Source organism: Streptosporangium nondiastaticum (assembly GCF_003011965.1).
GTDB classification, from domain to species: Bacteria; Actinomycetota; Actinomycetes; order Streptomycetales; family Streptomycetaceae; genus Streptomyces; species Streptomyces nondiastaticus.
The window spans coordinates 80,554-97,276 of sequence record NZ_PXWG01000003.1 but is presented as its reverse complement, the minus strand read 5'-3'; the positions used below and the strand labels follow the sequence as shown (position 1 = coordinate 97,276).

17 protein-coding genes are annotated in these 16,723 nt (G+C 73.2%); 12 read left to right on the top strand and 5 right to left on the bottom strand.

Annotated features, from left to right (window positions below):
* Positions 1-449 precede the first annotated feature (449 nt).
* From B7P34_RS02970 to B7P34_RS02960, 3 genes are all read left to right on the top strand, one after another.
* Positions 450-1,436, top strand: coding sequence for a hypothetical protein (locus tag B7P34_RS02970; protein WP_223267435.1), 987 nt, complete (start codon positions 450-452; stop codon positions 1,434-1,436).
* A gap of 447 nt (positions 1,437-1,883) precedes the next feature.
* Positions 1,884-2,954, top strand: a complete 1,071-nt coding sequence (locus B7P34_RS02965; RefSeq protein ID WP_146166717.1) for a hypothetical protein — start codon at positions 1,884-1,886, stop codon at positions 2,952-2,954.
* Positions 2,955-3,089: 135 nt separating this feature from the next.
* The gene (locus B7P34_RS02960; RefSeq protein WP_106674173.1) at positions 3,090-4,883 is read left to right on the top strand and encodes a prolyl oligopeptidase family serine peptidase; all 1,794 of its coding nucleotides are present in this window, start codon (positions 3,090-3,092) and stop codon (positions 4,881-4,883) included.
* Positions 4,884-5,166: 283 nt separating this feature from the next.
* Here the strand turns inward: B7P34_RS02960 and B7P34_RS02955 are convergent, their stop codons facing one another.
* The 3 genes from B7P34_RS02955 to B7P34_RS02945 all read right to left on the bottom strand — a co-directional run bounded on the left by B7P34_RS02955 (position 5,167) and on the right by B7P34_RS02945 (position 7,021).
* Entirely contained in the window at positions 5,167-5,910 is a 744-nt protein-coding gene (locus B7P34_RS02955; protein ID WP_223267434.1) for an RraA family protein, read from the bottom strand.
* 80 nt (positions 5,911-5,990) lie between these two features.
* Positions 5,991-6,302, bottom strand: a complete 312-nt coding sequence (locus tag B7P34_RS02950; protein WP_030365004.1) for an AzlD domain-containing protein — start codon at positions 6,300-6,302, stop codon at positions 5,991-5,993.
* Positions 6,299-7,021 carry an AzlC family ABC transporter permease gene (locus B7P34_RS02945; protein ID WP_106674172.1) on the bottom strand — a complete coding sequence of 241 codons (723 nt, stop codon included), beginning with the start codon at positions 7,019-7,021 and terminating at the stop codon, positions 6,299-6,301. Before B7P34_RS02945 ends, B7P34_RS02950 begins: the two co-directional genes overlap by 4 nt.
* A 134-nt stretch (positions 7,022-7,155) precedes the next feature.
* On the opposite strand from B7P34_RS02945, the gene B7P34_RS02940 reads away from it, so the two are divergent.
* The 5 genes from B7P34_RS02940 (at position 7,156) to B7P34_RS02920 (ending at position 11,453) form a co-directional block, all read left to right on the top strand.
* The gene (locus B7P34_RS02940; RefSeq protein WP_189382397.1) at positions 7,156-7,686 is read left to right on the top strand and encodes a CGNR zinc finger domain-containing protein; all 531 of its coding nucleotides are present in this window, start codon (positions 7,156-7,158) and stop codon (positions 7,684-7,686) included.
* A gap of 116 nt (positions 7,687-7,802) precedes the next feature.
* Positions 7,803-8,756 (top strand): ABC transporter ATP-binding protein, encoded by a 954-nt coding sequence (locus B7P34_RS02935; RefSeq protein ID WP_106674170.1) that lies wholly within the window; start codon positions 7,803-7,805, stop codon positions 8,754-8,756.
* A complete protein-coding gene (locus B7P34_RS02930) occupies positions 8,753-9,739 on the top strand; it encodes an ABC transporter permease subunit (protein WP_106674169.1) in 987 nt (328 codons plus the stop codon). The genes B7P34_RS02935 and B7P34_RS02930 overlap by 4 nt, the downstream gene beginning before the upstream one ends.
* 51 nt (positions 9,740-9,790) lie before the next feature.
* Positions 9,791-10,177 (top strand): GntR family transcriptional regulator, encoded by a 387-nt coding sequence (locus tag B7P34_RS02925; RefSeq protein WP_223267433.1) that lies wholly within the window; start codon positions 9,791-9,793, stop codon positions 10,175-10,177.
* Positions 10,178-10,244: 67 nt separating this feature from the next.
* The gene (locus tag B7P34_RS02920) at positions 10,245-11,453 is read left to right on the top strand and encodes a hypothetical protein (RefSeq protein WP_223267432.1); all 1,209 of its coding nucleotides are present in this window, start codon (positions 10,245-10,247) and stop codon (positions 11,451-11,453) included.
* Between the two features lie 184 nt (positions 11,454-11,637).
* Here B7P34_RS02920 and B7P34_RS02915 read toward each other — a convergent pair whose 3' ends face one another.
* A complete protein-coding gene (locus B7P34_RS02915) occupies positions 11,638-12,471 on the bottom strand; it encodes an SAM-dependent methyltransferase (RefSeq protein WP_106674168.1) in 834 nt (277 codons plus the stop codon).
* 201 nt (positions 12,472-12,672) lie between these two features.
* Between B7P34_RS02915 and B7P34_RS02910 the strand changes: the two genes are divergently transcribed.
* From B7P34_RS02910 to B7P34_RS02900, 3 genes are all read left to right on the top strand, one after another.
* Complete coding sequence (locus B7P34_RS02910; protein WP_223267431.1) at positions 12,673-13,257, top strand: RNA polymerase sigma factor; 585 nt, start codon at positions 12,673-12,675, stop codon at positions 13,255-13,257.
* Entirely contained in the window at positions 13,257-13,925 is a 669-nt protein-coding gene (locus B7P34_RS02905) for a hypothetical protein (protein ID WP_106674167.1), read from the top strand. Before B7P34_RS02910 ends, B7P34_RS02905 begins: the two co-directional genes overlap by 1 nt.
* Before the next feature lie 135 nt (positions 13,926-14,060).
* Positions 14,061-14,609, top strand: coding sequence for a cupin domain-containing protein (locus B7P34_RS02900; protein ID WP_106674166.1), 549 nt, complete (start codon positions 14,061-14,063; stop codon positions 14,607-14,609).
* 73 nt (positions 14,610-14,682) lie between these two features.
* Here the strand turns inward: B7P34_RS02900 and B7P34_RS02895 are convergent, their stop codons facing one another.
* Complete coding sequence (locus B7P34_RS02895) at positions 14,683-15,486, bottom strand: ABC transporter ATP-binding protein (protein ID WP_106674165.1); 804 nt, start codon at positions 15,484-15,486, stop codon at positions 14,683-14,685.
* 173 nt (positions 15,487-15,659) lie between these two features.
* Here B7P34_RS02895 and B7P34_RS02890 point away from each other — a divergent pair, with 173 nt between their 5' ends.
* Positions 15,660-16,661, top strand: coding sequence for an ABC transporter substrate-binding protein (locus B7P34_RS02890; protein WP_106674164.1), 1,002 nt, complete (start codon positions 15,660-15,662; stop codon positions 16,659-16,661).
* The last annotated feature ends 62 nt before the right edge of the window (positions 16,662-16,723 follow it).

Here is a 16,723-nt window from a genome sequence, read left to right as displayed (position 1 = left end):
AAATTGCCCGTCGATCATGGCCGGAAGTGTGCGGCGGAGGGAATTCTGGTTTGCCTCGGAGGTCCTGAAGCCTCCCCCGGTCGGGGGTGGGCGGGTGGGGAGGGGTGCGGTAGAAGTGGAGGGCGAAGCGGGCATACGGTCGGTTCGCCGGCCCGCGGGACGGCCTGGAAACCCGGCTTTCGTGGATTTATCTACCGCGAGACGCCCGCAGACCCGGTCAAGCGTCACCAGCCTTGCAAAACGGACAGGTTCGCTCTTCAAACCGGCATATGTTCCGGCCATTGCCCCACGGCATATTGCGCGGGGTTCGCCGGGTGCTGTTTTCTTGCGGCCAGGTAATCAGCCACCTGGGGGTATCGCCGATTATGGCAATCAAGATCAACCCGGCGCGATTCAGTCAGTTCGGCCCGGCCGACGGAAGCATCTTCTGCCTCATCACCAATCAGGAGATGGTGCAGGAATTTGAAATCGTCAAGGACGCCCCCTATGCGGAGTACCGGACGATCATCCTGAAGCCCGGCGACGACTTCGAGAAGATGCTCGCCGATGAAACGGTTCCGCAGAATTCGCACTCGCTGGTGATCTCGCCCTACCGGTTCTTCGAGTCCCCGTCCGAGGAAGCGCTCGGCCCGCGCCGCAAGCTCATGGGCATGGCGTGCAACTCGACGCCGACGGACCTCGGCATCATCCGGCACTTCCTGGGCGTCATCGAGCGCACCTCCGCCCAGGAGCAGGCGGAGTTCAGCGACCGGTTCTTCGAACTCGCGGAATCCACCGACCACCTGGTGTACGTCGACGAGCGGCACGGGACCCGCGCCGTCCTCGACCACCTCGCCGACGACCTGGTCTGGAACCAGCAGGCCGGCCCCCTCGAATGGGGCGAGCAGCAGATCGTGCCCTCCGGCGAGATCAGCGTCCTGCCCATGCAGATCGTCGAGTTCGACGAATCGCTGCACCTCCCGCTGGAAGGCAGCATCGCCTTCCGGGGCTTCCCGATCCTGCACAACGGCACGCCCTCCTTCCTCCGCAAGGACCAGGCCCGCCTCCAGGGCAAGCTGGCCGGGCTGGAGCACGAGGCCGTGGTGGCCGAGGTGCGGAAGGGCGCGATCACCTCGCTCCGCCCGCACCGGCCCGCCGGCGCCCCGGTCGCCGACGTCTTCGAGGCGATGTTCGAGATCGACTCCCGCTACACCCTGGTCTGGGAGATCGGACACGCCCTCAACACCAGCCTGGACATCGTCCGGGGCAACCACGCGATGAACGAGGTCTACGGCGGCGACCGCGGCTGCCTGCACTGGGGGCTCGGGCTCACGCCCTTCACCCAGTACCACCTCGACATCATCTCGCCCGACACCACCGTCTACACCGAGAGCGGTGAAGTGGTGCTCGGCAACAAGGGCGGCGCCCCGAGCGTCCGCATCGCGCCGGCCGCCTGAGCGGCCGCCGGCGGACGCGACGGGAGCGCGAAATCCACGACGACGGGAGGTGATTCCCCATGAAGAAGACCATCAAGGTGCGCAAGAACAGCAACTACCTCGGGACCCTGCTGGGCTGAACGCCCGGTACCCGGCCGGATCCGAGCCGATGGAGGGTGGTGAGTTCCCGTGAAGAAGACCATCAAGGTCCGTAAGAACAGCAACTACCTGGGGACCCTGCTGGGCTAATCGCCCCGCAATCCATCCGAGCACAACGGCCATTGGCGGGAGGTGAGTTCCCATGAAGAAGACCATCAAGGTCCGCAAGAACAGCAACTACCTCGGGACCCTGCTGGGCTGAACCCGGGTGACGGGCTGAATTCCACAGCCCTGGTGCGAGGCGGGTCGAGGTGCTGACTCGACCCGCCTCGCCGACACGCAACACGCATAACTGGGAGTGGTGTCGCGATGATTATGGTCCGCCCCGAGGCCTACCGACAGTATCCGGTCGGCCGCACACACTTCGTACTGGTCCTGGAAGAGGCACTGGCCGGGTTCTTCCGCCTCGACGGCGGCGGCCGGTACGAGCAGAGCGCCGTCGTGACGGCCGCCCCCGGCCGCACCCTGGGCGACATCCTGCGCACCGAGGTGCCGGACACCTGCGACGTCCTCGTGATCGCCACCGCCGACGCCCTGCTGACCGCACCGTCCGCCGACATCGGCCCCGGCCGCACCGTCGCCGCGATCCGCGCCGGCCAGGGCCCGCTCGCCCTCGACCAGGCCGGCACCGTCCTGGCGGCCCTGGAGAAGGCCGACCCCGCGGAGGTGCAGGCCCGCGCCGACCGGCTCGTCTCGGCCCTCGCCGCCTCCGGCGGGCTGCAGCTCACCGAGGCGCTCACCGGCTCCGTCGCCGAGCTCACCTACGCGGGGCCGACCTGGTCGCGCACCGACCCCGGCCTCTTCCAGCCGGGCGCCGTGCGGACCGCACCCACCGGCAGGCTGCGCCTCGCCACCGACGTCACCGGCACCGCGCTGTCCGGGCAGATCACCGTCAAGGGCTGGCCCGTCGTCCGCGCCCGCAGCGCGAGCGCCGACCGCCGCCACGAGATCTACGAGCAGCTGACCGGGCTCTCGCACTACCCGCTCGTCCTCACCGTGGACAACGGCGCGGTCACCGACCTCAAGGCCGCCGCCACCGGCTCCGGCACGGCCGCGGCCGAGCTGGAGCGGCTCTTCGCCGAGCACCCCGACCACGCGCTGGTCTCCGGGATCGAGTTCGGCCTGAGCAGCGGGACGCAGCCGCTGCCCTTCAACACCGAGGCCAACTCGGCGGCCGCGGGCAAGGCCGCCGTCTCCGTCCACATCGTCCTCGGCGCCCTGCCGCAGACCCCGTACCAGCTCACCCTGGCCTGCTCCACCAGCACGGTCACGGCCCCCGGCAGCACCGAGGCCCTGGCCGGAGCCGGCACGGAGAGCGGCGGCGAGCGGCCCAGGCGCCGGATGAACCGGGTCACCTCGGCGAGCTGCGGCTGCCACTGACACACGGGCCACCACCCCACGCGGCGGGCGGCCGACGCCGCCCGCCGGCCGCCCCGGCCCACCGCCGGCGGCGGCCGTTCGCTGCGCGCGGGCCGGGGGCGCACACCTCAGGCAGCCACAGGAGGAACCCCCTCGATGACCACGACCGCACCCCGGCACCTCGCCGACGGGCCCGTGTGGGAACGGCGCTTCCGCGCCCCTCGCCACACCCTCCCGGCCTGGGCCAAGAGCGCGCCCGACCGCTGCGTCTTCGTCAGCGATCTCTCCGGCATCGCCCAGGTCCACGCCTGGGACCGCGCGGCGGGCACCCTCCGCCGCGTCACCGACCGGCCCGCCGGCACCCAGCAGTGCGCCATCGAGGCCTCCGGCGAAGCGGTGTGGTGGTTCGACGACGGCGACGGCGACGAGTACGGCCGCTGGATGCGCCAGCCGTTCACCGGCGGCCCCGACACCCCGGCCGTCCCGTCCGCCGGCCGGTACTGGCCCTCGGGCCTGGCCGTCGGCCTCGACGGGCACGCCCTGCTCGGCTGCTCGACCGAGGACGGCGCCGCCGTCCACCTCGTCCTGCCCGGCGGCGCGGCCCGTCCCCTCTACCGGCACGACGAACCGGCCTACGCCGTCGACCTCTCCCGCTCCCTCGATCTGGCCGTCATCGCGCACAGCGAGCGCGGCGACCTCTGGGACCTGGGCGTGCGCGTCCTCACCACGGACGACGGCACGACCGTGGCCGACCTCGCCGACGACGAGGGCGGCCTGGAGGCCGTCGGCTTCTCGCCCGTGCGCGGCGACCCGCGGCTGCTGCTCACGCACCAGCGCGACGACCGCTGGGAGCCCGTCCTCTTCGACCCGCGCACCGGCGAGCGCACCGCACTGCGCCTCGGCCTGCCCGGCGACGTGTCCGTGCAGTGGTTCCAGGACGCCGGCTCGCTGCTCGTCGTCCACGACCACGAGGCCCGCTCCACCCTCCACCGCTACGACCTGGGCAGCGGGCGGCTGGAGCGGATCGGCACCCCGGCCGGCGTCATCGCCCACGCGCGCACCCGGCCCGGCGGCGACGCCTGGCTGCTGTGGTCGAGCTCGGCCCGCCCGCCGGAGTTCCGCGGCCTGCTGGAGGATCCCGCGCTGCCCCTGCCGGACCAGCCGCCGCCCCCGGCCGCCGACGCCCGCGACCTGTGGGTGGACGGCCCCGGCGGCCGCATCCACGCCCTGCTGAACACGCCCGCGGGCCCGGGCCCGTACCCCACCGTCTTCCTGCTGCACGGCGGCCCCGACGAGCAGGACGAGGACGCCTTCGACCCGGCCGTCGCCGCCTGGACCGACCACGGCTTCGCCGTCGTCCGCGTCAACTACCGCGGCTCCACCGGCTACGGGCGCGAGTGGACCGAGGCGCTGCGGCGCCGCGTCGGCCTCACCGAGCTGGAGGACGTGTCCGCCGTCCGGCAGTGGACGGTCGACCACGGCGTGGCCGACCCCGCCCGGCTGGTCGTGGCGGGCTGGTCGTGGGGCGGCTACCTCACGCTGCTCGCGCTCGGCACCCGGCCGGGGGAGTGGGCGCTGGGGCTCGCCGGCGCGCCGGTCGCCGACTGCGCGGCGGCGCACCACGGCGCGATGGAGGAGATCAAGGCCCTCGACCGCAGCCTCTTCGGCGGCACGCCGGAGGAGGTGCCCGAGCGCTACCGGGAGTCCTCGCCGCTGACCTACGTCGACGCCGTCCGCGCGCCGGTGCTCATCCTCGCCGGCGCCAACGACGCCCGCTGCCCCGTGGGCCAGGCGAAGGACTACGCCGAGCGGCTCGCGCGGCGCGGCGTCCCGCACGGCCTGCACGTGCACGACGGGGGCCACAGCGTGACCGGCGTGGAGGAGCGGGTGGCGCTGTTCCGCCGGCAGCTGGAGTTCGCGCGGGCCCATCTGCCGCCGGCCGGGCCGTAGCCGGTCCCACGAGCCGCCCCCGGCCCGGCCGGGGGCGCGGCGCAGCGGGCTCTGGTCCGGTCCCCGGCGGCGGGGGTCCACCGGGAACCGGGCCGGAGCCCGCTGTGCCTGTACCGACCTCGACGACATGAGCAGAGGAGACCTCCTTGAACGGCTTCGTGAACGGACTCGCCGTGCTCGCGTTCTCGTCGCGCCTCCGGGACGGGATTCCGGAGCCCCACCCCTGGTCCCGCCGGCACCTGCTGCTGCGGCGGGGCCTTCTCTCGTACGCCCCCGGGCCCTCCTACTCCAGCGCTCCGTCGACCTGGGCCAGATGGGAGCGGAACGCGTAGCCGGGGTCGGTGCGCCGCCGCTCCAGGAAGCGGTCCCAGCCGAGCTGCTCGCGCAGGCTGACGCCCTGCCGGGCCAGTTCGGCCTGGGAGCGCTCGGCCCGCACGATCCGCCCGGCGAGGGCCGCCACCTCGTCGCGGGCCGCGGCCGGGACGAGGAGCACGCCGTCGGCGTCGGCCGCCAGGACGTCGCCGTCCCGCCCGGAGATCCGGGGGAGGGCGGGCGGTGCCGGGCGGCCGGGGCCGAGCCGGGGCGAGGCGGGGCAGGGGCCGAGACTGAAGACCGGCAGGCCGATGGCGGCCAGGTCGTCGCTGTCGCGGTGGCAGCCCCACACCACGATGCCCGCGATGCCGGCCTGCAGGGCCTCGATGGCGACGAGGTCGCCCACGCAGGCCTCGTCGGTGCGGCCGGAGTTGTCGACGAGGAGGACGTCGCCCGGGGCGGCCGCGTCGATCCCGGCGAAGACCGAGACCACGCCCTCGCTGTGCTCGACGCGGCGCAGTGGCCCGGCGCAGCGCATGCCCGCCGCGGCCGGCGCGAGCGGCAGGGGCGGCAGCTCGACGGCGGCTCCCAGGCGGACGCCCGCGTCCCACAGGGCCGTGGTGGGCAGCGGTGCCGGGGTGCCGGCGTCCGTGCCGTCCGCCGCGGCCGTTACTCCGGTGCTGTCGAGGGGCGGCGGGGGTGCCATGGGGGTCATGGGTGCCTCCTTCCGGTCGGGGAGCGGGGGATGGTCCGGGGGAACGTCAAAGGGGGTGCGGGGGCGGCCCGCGGTCCCGGTCAGCCGGTCACCAGCCGGGTGAGGGCCGTGGCCGCGGCGCCGAGCACCACCACGAGCAGGGTGGGCCACTTGCGCCAGACGCCGAAGGCTCCCACGACGAGCCCGACGGCGCGGGCGTCGATGACGAGCGACCTGCCCTGGCCGAACATCTGGGTGGCGATCAGCGCGGCCAGTAGCGTGGGCGCCATGAGCGTGACGACGCGCTGCATGGCCGCGGGCAGTTCCTCGCCGCCCAGGAGGACGGGGCCGGTCGCCTTGAGCGCCATGGAGACGGCGCCGACCAGGAGCACGGCGAGCCAGAGTCCGGTCATTTCCTCAGTCCCAACAGGCAGGCGGCGGTGGCGGCGATGAGCGGGACGCCCGGCGAGGCGAAGGGGACCAGCGCCAGGGCGATGGCCACGCCCAGGATCGAGGCGGCGAGCGCCTTGCGACTGGTGATCTGGCCCTTGAGGAGGGCGATGAACAGGACGGGCGAGACGACGTCGAGCCCGAAGCGCTCGGGATCGCCCAGGTAGTGGGCGCCGAGCAGGCCGACGGCGGTGCCGCCGACCCAGGCCGCGTAGACGAGGACGCCGGCGCCGAGCAGCCGGCCGCGGGAGTAGCGGCCGTTGCCGATGTGGCCGACGGCCCAGGACTCGTCCACCACGAGCTGGGCGGAGAGGAATCTCTTGACGACGCCGCCGGTCATGGCGGGGGCCACGCTGATCCCGATGGGCAGATAGCGGGAGTTGAGCAGGACGGCCGCGACGATCGCGGCGGCGACCCCGCCCCCGGTGCCGAGCACCGAGGCGGCGGCGAACTGCGCGGACCCGGCGAACGTGGTCAGCGACATCACCACGGGAGCCAGCACGCCCATGCCCGCCGCGCGGGCCACGATGCCGAAGGAGACCGCGAATCCGAAGACCGCGACGGCCAGGGGAACGGCGGCCCGCAGACCGTAGAGTGCCTCCTCCCGGAATCCGCGGACGGGAGCGGGCGTTTCCTGCGGTGGCGCCGACCCCTCGGCGGGTAATGCCTCTTGCGAGTCCATCGACGTCCTCCGCGGACATGCGGGCAACAAGTGCGGGCAACAGGAAACAGTGCCGCCGCAGGTGATGCGGTGGCGTCCACGAGCAGCAATAGTACGGAGTCATGGTGAGGTTTACTAGTTACTCAGACGGTTCGGTGACCCTGGCTGAGGACCTGGTCAATACCTACAACATCGTGCGCAATGTGGAGAAGATGCCCGATGTTGCGGCCTTGTCCGCCCTGCTCGACGCCCACGGCATCCGCCCGCCCGCCGCCCCGGACGAGGCGGACCTCGCCGCCGCGCGCGAGCTCCGGCCCGTGCTGCGCGAGGTCTTCGGCGCCCCGGACGCGGCGACGGCCGTCACCCTGCTCAACGACCTCCTCGCCGCCCGCGGCGCCGTCCCGCACTACACCGACCACGACGGCTCGTGGCACCTGCACGTCGCCGCGCCCGGCGCCCCCGTCGTCGATCAGTACGCGGTCAACGCCGCCATGGGCCTGCTGACCGTGGTCACCACGAGCGGCGTGGAGCGGCTCCACGTGTGCGTGGGCAACCGCTGCGCCGAGGTCTTCGTGGACACCTCCCGCAACCTGTCGCGGCGCTTCTGCTCGCCGCAGATCTGCGGCAACCGCGCGACGGCGGCCGCCCACCGGGCCCGCCGCAAGGCCGCGGGAGCGACGGCATAAGTCCGCAATCTTGCTGTTTGCCCCTTTCTGAACCGGATATTGACAGTGCGGGGGTGGCCTATATGCTCATTCCACTAGCTGACTAGTGAATTAGCAGGCGGGGCAGGTGGGGTGGGATGACAACAGCCGACGGCGCGAGCCGCTGGGCCCTGGAGGCGCGGGGACTGGGCAAGCGCTTCCGGCGGGTCCGGGCCGTCCAGGACTTCTCCGTCCGGATCCCGGCCGGCGCGGTCTGCGGGCTCGTCGGCCCCAACGGCGCGGGCAAGAGCACGCTGCTGGGCATGGCCGCACGGATCCTCCGGCCGACGGAGGGGAGTCTGCGCGTCTTCGGCTCGCCGGTCGCCGACCCCGCGGGTCTGGCCGACACCGCCTTCCTCGCCCAGGACAAGCCGCTCTTCCCGCAGTTCACGGTCGAGGACACCCTCCGCATGGGCCGCGAGCTGAACCCGCGCTGGGACCAGGCGGTGGCCGAGCGGATCGTCCGGTCCGGGAAGCTGCCCCTCGGCGCCCGCGTCGGCAGCCTCTCCGGCGGGCAGCGCTCCCGCGTGGCCCTCGCGCTGGCCTTCGGCAAGCGCCCCCGCCTCCTGCTCCTCGACGAGCCGATGGCGGACCTCGACCCGCTCGCCGCCCACGAGGTCGCCGGCCTCCTGCTGGCCGAGGCCGCCGAACAGGGCGCCACCGTCGTGATGTCCTCCCACCGGCTGGCCGACGTGGCGACCATGTGCGACCACCTCCTCGCCGTCGCCGGCGGCCGGGTCCGCCTCGCCGGCGAGACCGACGAACTGCTCGCCGCCCACCGGCTGGTGACCGGCGTCCGCCTCACCGACGGCGTCCCCGCGGAGATCGCCCGGCACACCGTCGTCGAATCCCGCACCACAGGCCGCCAGTTCACCGCCCTCATCCGGCCCCGCGGCCCGGTCGAAGGCGACTGGAAGATCGTCGAACCCGGTCTGGAAGAGGTCCTGCTGGGCTACCTGCGCTCGCCCGCGGCGCCCCCCTTGCTCACCGCCGCGGCCCGCATCGACGGCCCGCACGGCCAGGAACAGGAAGACCAAGAGGTGACGGCATGAGCACGGCCGTGGAAGAGCCCCTCGCCGAGCGGACCGGCAAGCAGCCGCCCCGCATCCTGCGCGGCCTCCCCTGGCTGGTCTGGCGGCAGCACCGGGTGGCCTTCGTGGCCTGCCTGCTGCTGACCGCGGCCGGCTGCGTCCACATGCTCTGGCAGCGCCACGTGACGCTCGCCTGGCTCGGCCCCGCCCGCGCCCACGGTCCCTTCAAGATCGTGGAGGCCTCCGGGCAGGCGTACGCCGAGTCCTTCCAGAACGCCGCCGGGCTGATGTCCCTGGTCCCTGTCGTCGCGGGCGTCTTCCTCGGCGCCCCGCTGATCTCCGGGGACCGCGAGCGCGGCACCGTGCAGCTGGTCACCACCCAGTCGGTCACCCGCGGCCGCTGGCTCGCCGTCAAGCTCGGCGTGGCGGTGCTGATCACCGTCGCGTGCTCCGCGGCCCTCTCCGCCGCCTTCACCGCCTGGTGGGAACCCGCGCACGACCTCTTCAACGCCGGCGACTGGAGCTCGGACGACGTCTTCTCCAACACCGGCCCCGTCCCCGTGGCGGTGGCCCTGCTCCACCTCGCCGTGGGCGTCGCGCTCGGCCTGTTCGTCCGCCGCACCCTGCTCGCCATGGGACTCACCCTCGGCTTCGCCGTGGTCTGGAACCTCGCCCTGTTCAGTCACGTCCCGCACGGCTTCGCGAAACCGCGCGTGCTCGTCAACCCCGTCGAGGAGGGACAGCCCGCGCTGCCCGAAGGCGCCGTGCGGTACGACAACTGGACGGTCGACGCCCGCGGCGGGCTCCACGGCTTCGGCACGTGCTTCAACGAGAGCACTCCCGCAGAGTGCAGGACCAACAAGGGCATCGTCGCCGAGCGCCTGGAATACTTCGGGTACGACCAGATGCCCGGCATGCAGTGGACCCACGCGGCGCTCGTGCTGGCCGCGGCCCTCGCGATCCTCGCCCTCACCCTGTGGTGGGGCCGCAGGCGCCCGCTGTGACCCGCGCCGCACGGTCGCCGCACGCAGGGACGGGATGAGGGGGGCCGCACCGTGGTCGAGTTCAGGATCGACCGGCAGAGCGGCATGGCCGCCTACCTGCAGATCGTCCAGCAGGTCCAGGAGGCGCTGCGCCTCGGCATCCTCACCGCCGGGGACCAGCTGCCCACCGCCGCCCGCGTCGCCGCCGTCACCAAACTCAACCCGAACACGACGCTCAAGGCCTACCGCGAGCTCGAACACCTCGGGCTCGTCGAAGCCCGGCCGGGGGTCGGCACGTTCGTGAGCGCCGCCCCCGCGCGGCCCCGCGCCCTGGCCGACTCCCCGCTGCGCGGCGAGCTCGCGGACTGGATGGGCCGGGCCCGCCGGGAGGGCCTCGACTGGACGGACGTCTCCGCGCTCATCACGGCCGCCCGCGCGGAGCACTACCCCGCCGTCTGACGGCCCGCCCCACGCACCACCCCGCCGCGTACTCCCGTACGCCCCCGACGAAATGGCATGACCGCCCATGACGGCACTCGCCCCCGACCCCGCCCCCTCCGGCCCCGGCGCGATACCGGCACCGCGCGACCCGTCGGCCCCGGCCGTGCGGCAGCGAGGGAAACGTATCTTCCGTTTGGCGCTGCCCGCGCTCGCCGTGTACGCGGTCACCACCGTCCTCCACCTGCTCGTCCTGTCCGCCATGAGCGACCCGGACGGGCCCGGCCTCCGCGAGCGCCTCCTCGCCTGGGACGGCAACCTCTACGTGAGCATCGCCCAGGGCGGCTACGCCCCCGGCTACTCCTATGCCGAGGACGGCAGCCTCACCGGCAACAACCTCGCGTTCTTCCCGCTGTTCCCGATGCTGATCCGCGCCGTCCACGCCGTCACCGGCCTCGGCTGGGGCACCTCCGGCATCGTCGCCGCCCACCTCGCGCTGATCGCCGCGCTGATCGCCGTGCACCGCCTGATCGCCGCGCTCCACGGGACCCGCACCGCCCTCATCGCGATCGTGCTGCTCGCCGGCGCACAGCCGATGTCGTTGTCCTTCCTCATGTCCTACAGCGAGTCGCTCTTCCTCGCCCTGGCCGCCGGCACGCTCCTGGCCGCGCACCGCCGGGCCTGGCTCACCGCCGGCGCCCTGGCCCTGCTCACCGGGCTCACCCGGCCCGCCGCCGCGGCCGTGGTCGCCGCGCTCGCCGTCGCCGCCGGAGCGCACCTGCTGCGCGAACGCCGCCTTCGCCCGCGGCCCCTGGCGGCCGTCGCCCTCGGCTGCCTCGGCACGCCCCTCTACCTGTGGTGGGTCGGGCAGCGCGCCGGCGACCCCGGCGCCTGGTTCCGCATCCAGGAAGCCGGCTGGGGCACCCACTGGGACAACGGCGCGGCCTTCCTCGACTTCCTCGGCGAGACGCTGCGCCGGGGCGACGGCTGGGTCTCGGTGAGCACCGCCGTGCTCCTCCTCGCCCTCCTCTGCGCCACCTTCCTCACCTGGCACCGCGGCACCTGGCCGCCGCTGCTCGTGTACGGCACGGGCATCGTGGTCCTGACCCTGGCCCAGAGCAACTACTCGCACTCCAAGCTGCGGCTGCTCATACCCGCGGTCCTCTTCCTCGTCCCCGCGGCCCGCGCCCTGGCGGCCGCCCGCACCCGTACGGCCCTGATCGTGCTGTGCGCGGCGACGCTGTTCGGCTGCTGGTACGGCGCGTTCATGCTCACGGTGTGGAAGTACGCGATCTGAGCGGGGCGCGGACCCTGCCGGGCCGGGGCCCGGTCCGGCACCGCCGGTCCGCCACGTCGTGGTCCCGCGCCGTTGCGGCGGAAGGAACTTGCCCGCCGCAACGGCGATGAGCCACCGCGGCGGGGGTCCGGCGGGATGTGCCGGCACAGGAACCCGTATGTCCCTCACGATCCGCCTGAAGGGCCTACGGCTTGACGGCGATCGCCGCGTAACAGACCGCCTCCGCAGCCGTGGGACGGCCCCTCTCCCCGGGTTCCCCGGGCTCGTCGGGGCGCCAGCGGTGGGCGAGCGTGATGCCCGGCTCCACCAGCTCCCAGCCGTCGAAGAAGCGGCGGAACTCGGCCCTGCCGCGCAGCTGGAGCGGCGTCCCGGCCCGCGCGTAGATGTCCATGATCCGGCCCGTCGCCAGCGGGGAGAAGTCGGAGGTGCCGTGCGTGACCACGAGCGCGCTGCCACTGGGCAGCGCGGCCTTGAGGCGCTCGACGACCGCGTGCGCGCGGTCCCGGCCGTCGTCGGTGATGAAGTGCAGCAGGGCGTTGAGGGTGAGGGCCACCGGCCGGCCGAGGTCGAGCGTCGCGAGCAGCTCCGGCGCCCGCAGCACGCTGTCGGGGTCGGTGACGTCGGCCTCCACGTACGCCGTGCGCCCCTCCGGGCGGCCGTGCAGCAGCGCGGCGGCGTGGGCCAGGACGATCGGGTCGTTGTCGGTGTAGACGACGCGGGCCGAGGGGACGACCGCCTGCACGGTCTCGTGCAGGTTGGGCGAGGTGGGGATGCCGGTGCCGATGTCGAGGAACTGGGTCAGGCCCTCGCGCGCGAGGTGGCGCGCGGCCCGGTGCAGGAACGCGCGGTTCATCCGGGCCGCCTCCCCGGCCGACGGGAAGACGGCGAGGACCTGACCGGCGGCCTCGCGGTCGGCGGCGAAGTTCGTCCGCCCGCCCAGGAACCAGTCGTAGATGCGGGCCGAGTGGGCCCGGTCCAGCCGGAGGTCGACCACGGGATCCTCGCGGGTCTCGCCCATCTTCTCTGCCTTCCCGTCGCGTTACGGCTGCCCCATACCTGTCCCCGGCCACCGGCGGGTAACCCCGCGGGTGCGGAGAGTCCGGCAATTTGCGCGGTTGCGGCACGGCGGGGCCTGCTTTTCCGGTTCATTGGAACCACACAGAAGAAGACGCGGAAGAAGACGCGGAAGAATCTGAGGGACTCGACGCGAGAGGCGCCCATGACGGACAGCGGTCGGACGCCCGCGCCCACCGGGACCGCGGTCCCGGCCGAGCGCCGGATGGAGATCGCCTTCACGGCCTTCCGGGAACTGCACGAGCACAGATGGGGCGCCTACGCATATCTGCACACCGGCGACGCCGACGCGGCCGCGGACATCACGGAGGCGGCCTTCGAGCGGCTGTGCGCGCAGTGGCCGCACGCCCTGCGCCAGCCCTGCGCCGACTCGTACGCCTGGTCGCTGCTGAAGGAGCACGTCGCCGGCTGGCTGGCCCGGCACCGGCGCGGCACGGCGCTGGCGACGGCCGCCTTCCACCGCGCGGCGCACGCCGGGGGGCCGGAGCGGGCGCAGCGGTTCCGGCTCCTGGAGAGCCGCATCGCGCTGTACGCGGCGATCGCGCGGCTGCCCGAGCGGCAGTGCGACGCGCTCGTCCTCCACCTGGTGATCGGCTACAGCATGGGCCAGGTGGCGGACCTGCTCGGCGTCGACGGGGCGGCCGTGCGCTCCCTCGTCGGCCACGCCAAACGCAAGGTCTCCGCGGCCTTGTCCGCATTAGAGGTCCAGCACTCCGGCAGGGGGAAGTAATGCCGCGCAGCCACGACACCGAGGGTGACGTCATCGAAGCCATGCTCACCTCGGACGCCCGCGCCATCGCCGTGGCGTTCGAGAGCCGGCGCAGGCCGGGCCGCCGCCGGCCCGGGAAGGCCGTCCTGGCCGACGGCCCCAGCGCCCGCGACGAGGCCGGCGACGAGCTCGACCTGGCCTGTGTGCTGGTGATCAACGCCGTCGAGGCCGCGGCGAGCCTGGAACGGTTCGCGGACGACCGGGGCATCGACCCCGAGGGCGCCCTCGTCTTCGCCTGCCTGCTGCACGTCACCGGGCACACCGGGGCCGCCGACTTCTGGTGGCAGTTCGCCGCCGGCGGCGGCAGCCGGACCGCCGCGTACTGCCTGCACCTCTCGCACCGCCGCAACGGCGAGTTCCGCGACGCCGCGTTCTGGCGCGCCCAGGCCGCCCACGACCCGCAGGAGCCGCCGCGGCCCGCCTCCCGGGTGGACAGCCGCCGCAAGCTGCTCTCCGACGCGGCCCGCCACGAACTCCTCGTGCAGTGGCACAGCGGCCTGACGCCCCATCTGCCCGCTGCCCTGGAGAGCGTCGTCAACCGCCTCACGGTCGAGGGCGACGACGCGGACTTCGGCGAGGTGCCGCAGCCCGACCCCGGGCTCGTGGAGCGCCTGTCCCGCGAGGTGTGAGCCGTACGGGTCCCGCGAGGTGTGAGCCGTACGGGTGAGGGCACGGGTGCCGCGCGCTGCGAACGGGAAATCTCCGGAGTATCGGAGGGCGTGATTCCGACACGCCGTGACGCACCGCCGGGAAGGACCGCCGCGATGACCCTGATCTCCGCCCAGGACGGTCTCGTCGTGCCACCCGGCGGCGGCCGCACCCTCGTCACCCCCGCCCAGCAGGTCACCTTCAAGGTCACGGGGGAGCACTCGCGCGCCGCCTCCAGCTTCGAGGTCGTCGTCCCGCCCGGCTTCGACGTCGGCGCGCACCTGCACACCCGCAGCGAGGAGCTCTTCTACGTCCTGGAGGGCGAGGTGGACGTGCTCGCCTTTGAACCGCTCGTCCGGACGCCGGACCACTGGCGGGAGTGGCGCTCCGCCACCGGGCAGCAGTACGCACGGGCCACTCCGGGCACGGTGATCCTCGTCCCGCCGGGCTGCCCGCACGCCTTCGCGAATCCGACGTCCGAGCCGGTGCGGATGTTCTTCCAGGCCTCGCCGCCGCCCGACCACGAGCGCTATTTCGAGGAGCTCTTCGAGATCCTGGAGGCGGGCCCGCCGGTCGACCAGGAGGCCATCGCTGCGCTGCGCGTCCGCTACGACATCGAGCAGATCACCCCGCTGCGGACGGCCGGGCCCGCGGCGGATTCGTAACGGGCCTGCGCTTCCCGTCGCGGCACTCGCCGAGTTGCTGGAACGCGCCCGCCGGCCCGGCGGCGCGCGTGGCCTACGAGACGCCCGCGGCGGCCGCCACCGGGGCGCGGCGGGCCGGGACGACGACGGGGGAGCCGTCGGCAGGGGCCTCCAGGATGTCGGCGTCGATGCCGTAGAGCTCGCGCACGAGGGCGGTGTCGACGACGTCGCGCGGGGCGCCGTGGGCGACGACGCGGCCGTCCTTCATGGCGACGATGCTGTCGGCGTAGCGGGCGGCGCTCGCGAGGTCGTGCAGGACCATCACGACCGTGCGCCCGGCCAGGGCCACCTCACGGGCGAGGTCGAGGACTTCGACGGCGTGGCCGATGTCGAGGGCGCTGGTCGGCTCGTCGAGGAGGACGACGGGCGTCTCCTGGGCGAGGACCATCGCGAGCCAGCAGCGCTGGCGCTGGCCGCCGGAGAGCTGGTCGAGCCGGCGGTCGGCGAGCGCGGCGACGCCGGTGGCGCGCAGGGCTTCGGCGACGGCCCGCTCGTCGTCGCGCGACCACTGGCGGAACAGGCCCTGGTGCGGGTGGCGGCCGTAGCGGACGAGCCCGGCGACGGTGACGGCCTCGGGGGCCAGCGGCGACTGGGGGAGGAGGGCGATGCGGTGCGCGGCCTGGCGCTGTTTCAGCTGCCAGATGTCGGCGTCGCCCGCGTACACCCGGCCGGACTCGGGCTGGTGGAGCCGGGCGACGGAGCGCAGCAGCGTCGACTTGCCGCAGCCGTTGGGCCCGACGATCGCGACGACCTGACCGGAGGGGATGGTCAGGTCGACCCCTGCCACGGCGCGGTGGCCGGGGTAACCGGCGACGAGCTGTTCGACGCGGAGCTCCACGGGCGGGCCTTTCCAGAAGATCGCCGGTTCTTGTGGACCCTCCCGGGGGGAGAGCTTTAAGGTAAGGCTAACCTAATGTCTATTGCGGGTCCGTGCGAGGGGTTCCTCGCGCTTCCCGCCGCCCTTTGTCCTTTCTTTTCCATTCCCTTCTTTCGCCACGTCCGGAGCTCTCCATGACCACACCCACCCGCCTCCTCCCCTTCGCCCCGCGCCGCGCGGTGCAGGTGCTCGCCGCCGTGGGGGCGGCCGCGCTGCTGGTCACCGGCTGTGGCTCCGACTCCGACAAGGGCTCGGACAAGAAGTCCGACAGCGCGGCCGAGGCGGGCGGCGGCACCCGCACCGTCAAGGACGCGACCGGCACCGCGGTGAAGGTCCCGGCCAACCCCAAGCGCATCGTGACGCTCACCCAGGAGGACCTGGACGCGGTGCTGGCGCTCGGCGTCAAGCCGGTCGGCATCACCAACGGCCAGGGCCTGAGCAAGCCGCCGGCCTACCTCGCCGACAAGGTCCAGGGCATCAACGTCGTCGGCAACCTGCTGCAGCCGGTGATGGACAAGGTCGTCGCCGCCAAGCCCGACCTCATCCTGGCCGGTGACATGCAGGACGAGCAGATGCTGAAGCAGCTGCGCGAGATCACCCCGGCCACGCTGGTCACCATGGCCCCGACCGACGACTGGAAGCTCTCCTTCCGGGGCATCGGCAACGCCCTCAACAAGATGAACGAGGCCAACAAGGTCATCGGCGACTACGAGGCCAAGGCCAAGAAGGCCGGCGAGGGCCTGGGCGGCAACAAGGGCGCCGAGGTCAGCATCGTCCGCTGGAACCCGGACGGCCCCAGCTGGATGGAGAAGAAGCAGTTCGCCAGCGGCGTCGCCCTGGACATGGGCCTCAAGCGGCCCAAGAACCAGGACAAGGACGGCAACGCCCACACCCCGGCGCTGAGCCTGGAGAAGATCAACGAGATCGACGGCGACTGGCTGTTCCTGTCGACCCTCACCTCCGACGGTGAGAAGGCGCTCAAGGACGTCCAGGAGAAGCCGGCGTACAAGGACCTGAACGCGGTCAAGAAGAACCACGCCGTGACGGTGGACGGTTCGGTGTGGTCGACCCGCGGCGGCCCGATCGCGAGCGGCGTCGTCGTGGACGACATCGCGAAGGCGCTGGCGGCGAAGTAACCCCCTCGCCCTCAATCGCCGGACAGGCAGGAAAAAGAGCCGTCCGGCGATTGAGGACCGGG

What these genes read in the sequence shown, in the direction of transcription:
- B7P34_RS02970 (WP_223267435.1), top strand. Translation starts at nt 450, where the DNA reads ATGGTGCAGGAATTTGAAATCGTCAAGGACGCCCCCTATGCGGAGTAC.
- B7P34_RS02965 (WP_146166717.1), top strand. Translation starts at nt 1,884, where the DNA reads ATGATTATGGTCCGCCCCGAGGCCTACCGACAGTATCCGGTCGGCCGC.
- B7P34_RS02960 (WP_106674173.1), top strand. Translation starts at nt 3,090, where the DNA reads ATGACCACGACCGCACCCCGGCACCTCGCCGACGGGCCCGTGTGGGAA.
- B7P34_RS02955 (WP_223267434.1), bottom strand. Translation starts at nt 5,910, where the DNA reads ATGACCCCCATGGCACCCCCGCCGCCCCTCGACAGCACCGGAGTAACG.
- B7P34_RS02950 (WP_030365004.1), bottom strand. Translation starts at nt 6,302, where the DNA reads ATGACCGGACTCTGGCTCGCCGTGCTCCTGGTCGGCGCCGTCTCCATG.
- B7P34_RS02945 (WP_106674172.1), bottom strand. Translation starts at nt 7,021, where the DNA reads ATGGACTCGCAAGAGGCATTACCCGCCGAGGGGTCGGCGCCACCGCAG.
- B7P34_RS02935 (WP_106674170.1), top strand. Translation starts at nt 7,803, where the DNA reads ATGACAACAGCCGACGGCGCGAGCCGCTGGGCCCTGGAGGCGCGGGGA.
- B7P34_RS02930 (WP_106674169.1), top strand. Translation starts at nt 8,753, where the DNA reads ATGAGCACGGCCGTGGAAGAGCCCCTCGCCGAGCGGACCGGCAAGCAG.
- B7P34_RS02920 (WP_223267432.1), top strand. Translation starts at nt 10,245, where the DNA reads ATGACGGCACTCGCCCCCGACCCCGCCCCCTCCGGCCCCGGCGCGATA.
- B7P34_RS02915 (WP_106674168.1), bottom strand. Translation starts at nt 12,471, where the DNA reads ATGGGCGAGACCCGCGAGGATCCCGTGGTCGACCTCCGGCTGGACCGG.
- B7P34_RS02910 (WP_223267431.1), top strand. Translation starts at nt 12,673, where the DNA reads ATGACGGACAGCGGTCGGACGCCCGCGCCCACCGGGACCGCGGTCCCG.
- B7P34_RS02905 (WP_106674167.1), top strand. Translation starts at nt 13,257, where the DNA reads ATGCCGCGCAGCCACGACACCGAGGGTGACGTCATCGAAGCCATGCTC.
- B7P34_RS02900 (WP_106674166.1), top strand. Translation starts at nt 14,061, where the DNA reads ATGACCCTGATCTCCGCCCAGGACGGTCTCGTCGTGCCACCCGGCGGC.
- B7P34_RS02890 (WP_106674164.1), top strand. Translation starts at nt 15,660, where the DNA reads ATGACCACACCCACCCGCCTCCTCCCCTTCGCCCCGCGCCGCGCGGTG.